The organism is Dyella sp., from assembly GCF_035277725.1.
GTDB lineage: Bacteria > Pseudomonadota > Gammaproteobacteria > Xanthomonadales > Rhodanobacteraceae > Dyella_B.
Genome location: NZ_DATEJY010000243.1, coordinates 1 through 6,274, shown reverse-complemented (window position 1 = coordinate 6,274; position 6,274 = coordinate 1). Strand labels below are relative to the sequence as shown.

The 6,274-nt window shown below is 61.4% G+C and carries 4 protein-coding genes; all 4 read right to left on the bottom strand.

Annotated features, from left to right (window positions below; translation table 11 throughout):
- Window positions 1–636 (bottom strand): aldo/keto reductase (locus VJR68_RS19890; RefSeq protein WP_324150461.1); only part of this gene is annotated, 636 nt, incomplete at its 3' end.
- 12 nt (window positions 637–648) lie between these two features.
- Complete coding sequence (locus VJR68_RS19885) at window positions 649–2,106, bottom strand: efflux transporter outer membrane subunit (protein WP_324150459.1); 1,458 nt, start codon at window positions 2,104–2,106, stop codon at window positions 649–651.
- Window positions 2,103–5,411 (bottom strand): efflux RND transporter permease subunit, encoded by a 3,309-nt coding sequence (locus VJR68_RS19880; RefSeq protein WP_324150458.1) that lies wholly within the window; start codon window positions 5,409–5,411, stop codon window positions 2,103–2,105. The genes VJR68_RS19885 and VJR68_RS19880 overlap by 4 nt, the downstream gene beginning before the upstream one ends.
- Before the next feature lie 115 nt (window positions 5,412–5,526).
- Window positions 5,527–6,274: efflux RND transporter permease subunit (locus VJR68_RS19875; RefSeq protein ID WP_324150456.1), on the bottom strand; the 748-nt coding region annotated here is incomplete at its 5' end.

Sequence of the window (6,274 nt, the reverse complement as noted above, 5' to 3'; positions counted from 1 at the left end):
CGTAAACAGGCGGCCACCAGCGAGCGGTGACCAGATCATCGGCCGCAATCCGAGTTGCTGTGCCTGATCGAGCGTGCCGTCGTCCAGCGCACCCATCTGCAGCGGCGAAAGCTCCAGCTGATTGGTGACTAGCGGATGATGTTGATGCAATAACGCGAACTGGCTGGTGGTGTGGTTGGAAACACCCCAGTGCGCAACTTTGCCTTCACGTGTGAGCGTGGCGAAGATGTCTGCCAGCGGGGTAGCATCCATCAGGTAATCAGGGCGATGGATCAGCACCAGGTCCAGCTGTTCCGTCTGCAGATTGCGCAGCGATTGCTCCACCTGCGCTCTAACGTAGGCAGCGCTGGTGTCGTAATAAGTGATGCGATAAGGCTTCTGTGCAGAACGCAATCGGATGCCGCATTTGGTGACCAGCCGCATGCGGCTACGCAACCCCGGCGAGGCGCGCAGCGCTTCGCCAAACAGCGCTTCGGCACGGTAGTCGCCGTAGATATCCGCATGGTCGAACGAGGTGATGCCAAGCTCCAGCGCCTGCTCGATCCAGCGCACGCGCTTGGGCACGCTCAGTTGCCATTCGGTAATGCGCCAGAGGCCTGCAACGATGGGGGAAAGTTCGAATGAGTTAGTGGGCATCGTGAGAATGGATCAGCGGTTGGTGGTCGATTTTTGCGCGGCATCGAGTTGGTTGGCCGACCAGCCGCCGCCCATGTCGCCGATCAACGATATCGTATCGAGCAGCCGTTGTTGCGTAATGCTCAGCGCACTTTGCTGGGCGCTGAGGCTGGTGGCTTGTGCAGTGGCCGCAGTGGTGTAGTCCACTGTGCCGGCTTGGTATTCGTTGAGGGCAATTTGTGCGCCTTGCGATGCGTCGCGCACTACCGCGTCCTGCACCTCGGCCTGTTGCCCCAGGATGCGCAGGTTGGACAGGTCATCTTCCACGTCCTGCAATGCAGTCAATACCGTGCCGCGGTAATTGGCGGCCGCTGCTTCGTAGGATGCTTTGGCCGCGGCAACCTGGCCGTGGCGTGCGCCGAAGTCGAACACCGTTTCGCTGGCGTCTGCACCGAGCGACCACACGTGGTTGGCGATATGCAGCAAACCAGCCAATGGTGCTTGCGAAAAACCATCGGCCGCGGACAAGGTGAAATCTGGATAGTACGCGGCGACCGCGACGCCGATCGCTGCATTCTGTGCGGCCATCTGGCGCTCGGCGATGGCAATGTCAGGGCGGCGCTGCAGCAGCGTGGAGGGCATCACGACGGGAATCGTCGGCAGTGCCGGCATGCTGGTGCTGTGGGGAATCTCCAGTTCTTCTGGGGTTTTGCCGACTAGCACGGCAATGGCATGCATGTATTGTGCACGCGCCACGCCCAAGGCGATCAAGCTGGATTTCGCGCTTTCCAGCTGCGTGCGCGCGGTGATCACATCCGACGGCGCCGTGGTGCCGGCGTTGCCCTGGTTTTCCACGACGCGCAGGGATTCGGTATAGGCATCCACAGTTTTCTGCAGCAGATCGATATCGGCATCGGTGATGCGCAGCTCGATCACTGCATTAGCCAACGCAATCTGCTCGGACAAGGTGGCGTTGGCAAGCGTCGCCTGGCTGGCCTGTGCCGTGGCTTTGCTCTCCTGAACCTGGCGCCGCACCTTACCCCACAGATCGGGTGCCCAGCTCGCGCTGCCTTCCAGCGAGCCGGATGTGCTTACCGCGCGTCGCGACGAAAACGTGTTTAGCGAACTGCTGCTGGTGCTGCGCTGCTTGGCGGCCGAAGCGGTGATGCCGAGCGTGGGAAACAAGGAGGCCCGTGCGACCTGCACATTGGCCAGCGCTTCCTGGTAGTTGGCGTATTGCTGCTGCACCGTCTGGTTGGAGACCGATACCATCGGCTCCAATTGGTTGAGCAGCGGGTCGTTGAACGCTGTCCACCAATCGCCTTTCGGTGCCGCGTCCGCTTCCGGCGACGCGGCCGTCCAGCCGGGCAGTTCCTTGTATTGCTTGGGCATCGGCACCTGCGGACGGTGATAGTCCGGACCGACCATGCAACCGCCAAGCAGCAGTGCCAGCGAAGCGACCAACGTTGTGGGCAAAGTCTTCATAGTCATGCACTCGCATCCGACCGGTTCCACGGCAGCGTGGCCGACCAACGGGCCAGGCGTGCGCGCAGACGATCAAGGTAGAGATAGATCACCGGTGTCGTGTACAACGTAAACACCTGGCTGAGAATCAAGCCGCCCATCACGGTAATGCCGAGCGGCTGGCGCAGCGATCCGCCCTGGCCGACGCCGACGGCCAACGGCACGGCACCCAGCACGGCGGCGGCGGTGGTCATCATGATCGGCCGCAAGCGCAGTACCGCGGCGTCGTGGATGGCGCGCACCGGTTCGTAGCCTTCGTCGCGCTGCAGGTGGATCGCCACGTCGATCATCATGATGGCGTTTTTCTTCACGATACCGATCAACAGGATGATGCCGATCATCGCGATCACCGAGAACGGCGTGCCGAAGATCAGCAATGCCAGCACGGCGCCGATGCCGGCCGAGGGCAGGGTGGAAAGGATGGTGATCGGATGCACCGTGTTCTCGTACAGCATGCCAAGCACGATGTAGACCGCACCGAGCGCCGCCAAAATCAGCAACGGCATGCTCGACATCGATTGCGAATACACCTGCGCCGCACCTGCTGTCGCACCGTGGATGGACGCTGGCATGCCGATATCCTGCATGGCCTGCTGCACCGCTACCAACGCCTTGCTCAGCGAACCGCCGGGCGGCAGGTTGAACGAGATCGTGCCGGCCACCAATCCACCCTGATGGTTGACTTGCGTGGCCGTGTGATTGCTGGTGTAGCTCATCATGGATGGGAACGGCACCATGGTTTCCGCCGCCGTGCTGTCCGCGCTGCCGCTGGAGCTGCCGCCCTTGGAGTTGGATATGGCGTTGGTGAGCGCGTTCGCTTCGGCATTCGCGTTGAGCGAGTTGGTAGTCGCCGACGTGCCGGAGGATGCGCTTACCGCAGTAAAACTTTTCACGCCTTTGACCAGGGCGCCGGACATCTGCGTCTGCTGCGTACCGCTCGGATTGCCCGCCGCCGCGCTGAAGTACATGCGGTTGAGCATTTGCGGGTATTGCCAATATTTCGGCGCGACTTCCATCACTACGTAATACTGGTTGAGCTCGTTGTAGACGGTGGAGACAGTGCGCTGGCCGAAAGCGTCGTACAGCACCGCATCGATCTGGTTGGGCGCAAAGCCGTAGCGCGACATGGTGGAGCGATCAAAATTGACGAAAGTCTGCAGGCCGTTCTGCTGCAGGTCTGAATTCACGTCCACCAATTGATCGCGGTGTTTGCCAAGCTCGGTGACCAGTTTGGGTATCCATGTATACAGCGCATCCGGATCGTCGCTGGTCAACGTGTATTGGTATTCGGATGCCGATGACCGGCCGCCGATGTGCAGGTCCTGCGACGCTTGCAGGAACAGTTTCGCGCCGGAAATCGCATTGAGCTTCGGCCGCAGACGTTCGACCACCTGCGCAGCCGACAGCTTGCGTTCGGCCAGCGGCTTCAACTCCACATACAGGTTGGCGGTATTGAGCGCGCGGCCACCGGCAAACCCCGCCACCGACGCCACCGCCGGATCTTTCTGCACGATCGATTGCAATTGCGCCAGCTTCTTCTCCATCGCCTGGAAGGAGATGCTCTGGTCGGCAATGATCTGGCCCATCAGGATGCCGTTGTCCTGTTCCGGGAAGAACGTCGACGGCAGCAGCTTGAACATGAAAGGGTTGAGCAGGATCAGGCCGATCAGCACCAGGCCGACCAGCGCGGAATGATCCAGCACCTTGGTCAGCGACAACGAATACGCGCGCTTGAAGCGATCGAACTGCCGCTCGTACCACACCGCCCAGCGCGCCTTGGAATGCAACCCTTGGCCAGGGCGCAGGATATAGGCGGCCATGGTGGGCGTGACCGTGAGCGAGATCACCATCGACAACAAAATGGCTACCGACAGCGTCACTGCGAATTCATGGAACAACAGGCCGATGATGCCCGGCATCAGCAGGATCGGCGTAAACACCGCGATCAGCGACAGGCTCATCGAGATCACCGTAAAGCCGACCTCGCTGCTGCCTTTCAATGCCGCCTCGCGCACGTCCATGCCCGCTTCCACGTGGCGCACGATGTTTTCCAGCACCACCACCGCATCGTCCACCACGAAGCCGGTGCCGATGGTCAACGCCATCAGCGACAGGTTGTCGATGCTGTAACCCATCAGGTACATCGGCCCGAAGGTGCCGACGATCGACAGCGGCAACGCCACGGAGGGAATCAGGATCGCGCGCGGTGACTGCAAGAACACGAACACCACGCCGATCACCAGCAGCACGGCGACGAACAGCGATCGCTGCGTGTCGCCCACCGCTGCGTTGACCGATTGCGAACGATCGATCGCCACGCCGACCTTGATGCTGCTGGGCAAGGTGGCTTCGATCGCCGGCAGCACGCTGCGAATCTGCGCCACGGTCTTGACGATGTTGCTGCCCGGCAACGGAAACACGATCACCAGCACGGCCGGCTTGCGGTTGTACAAACCCATGTTGCGGATGTTTTCCGCCGAATCTTCCACGTCGGCAACATCGCGCAGTTGTACTGGCGATCCGTTGCGATAGGCGATGATCAGGTCGCGATACGGTGCGGCCTTGTGGATCTGATCATTGGAGGTGACTTCGTAACGCAGGCCGTTCTGGTCGATATGGCCTTTCGCACTGTTGGCATTGGCCGCACTGATCGCCGCGCGCACGTCTTCGAGCCCGATGCCGTAGCTATTGAGCTTGTCAGGCTCCAGTTCCACGCGCACCGAGGGCAGGGCGCTGCCGCCCAGCGTGATCTGGCCCACGCCATCCACTTGCGACAGCTGCTGCTGGATCACCGAGTCGGCAGAATCGTAGAGCTGCGCACGCGTCAGCGTATCGGAGGTAAGCGCCAGCACCATGATCGGCGAATCGGCCGGGTTGTATTCGCGATAGGTGGGGTTGTTGCGTAGCGTAGTCGGCAGATCCGCGCGTGCCGCCTGGATGGCTGCCTGCACGTCGCGCGCCGCGCCGTTGATGTCGCGGTTGAGGCCGAACTGGATCACGATCTGCGACGAACCGACATAGCTGGCCGACGTCATCTCGGTCACATCGGCAATCGAGCCCAGGCGTTTTTCCAGCGGCTCGGCCACGGTGGACGCCATGATCGACGGACTCGCGCCAGCCATGCTGGCCTGCACGACAACCACCGGATAGGTGACGTTCGGCAGCGGTGCTACCGGCAGGCGGAAGTACGCCAGGAAACCGGAGAGCAGGATGGCGAACGCCAGCAGGGTGGTGGCGACGGGGCGGCGGATGAAGAGGGCGGAGATGTTCATGGCGCCGCCCGGCGAAAGTCACCCGTAGGTTGGGGTGCGAACCCCAACATCGCCATCTTGATTGGCGCTGCCATGTTGGGGTTCGCACCCCAACCTACGGGTGTGGCTCGCCCTATCATGGCGTGCGATCCCCCGCCGCCAGCGACGGCTTGCGGTTGAACCGCTGCGCCAAGCGATCGAAGAACAAATAGATCACCGGCGTGGTGAACAACGTCAGCAACTGACTCAACGTCAAGCCGCCGATGATCGCCAGGCCCAACGGCCGGCGCAATTCCGAACCCGTACCGGTGCCGACCAGCATCGGCAATGCGCCGAGCATCGCGGCCAGAGTCGTCATCAGGATCGGGCGGAAACGCAGCAGCGACGCTTCAAAGATTGCTTCCGCTGGTGGCTTGCCGTGATCGCGTTCGGCTTCGAGCGCGAAGTCGACGATCATGATCGCGTTCTTCTTCACGATGCCGATCAACAGCACGATGCCGATGATGCCGATGATGTCCAGGTCGGCACCGGCAATCATCAGCGACAGCAACGCACCGATACCGGCCGAAGGCAGCGTCGAGAGAATCGTCACTGGGTGGATGAAGCTTTCATACAGCACACCCAGCACGATATAGACGGCTATCAGCGCGGCAATCAGTAAATACACCTCGCTGGAAAGGGAATCCTGGAAAGCCTGCGCAGCGCCCTGGAACGACGAGGTGATCGAAGGCGGCAGATGGATGGCCTGTTCCGCCTGGTTGATCTCTTTCACGGCCTTGCTCAGCGACGCATCCTTGGCCAGGTTGAAGGAAATGGTCACCGAGGGGAACTGTGCCAGATGGCTGATCACCAAGGGCGACTTGGTCTCTTCGATTTTCGCAATC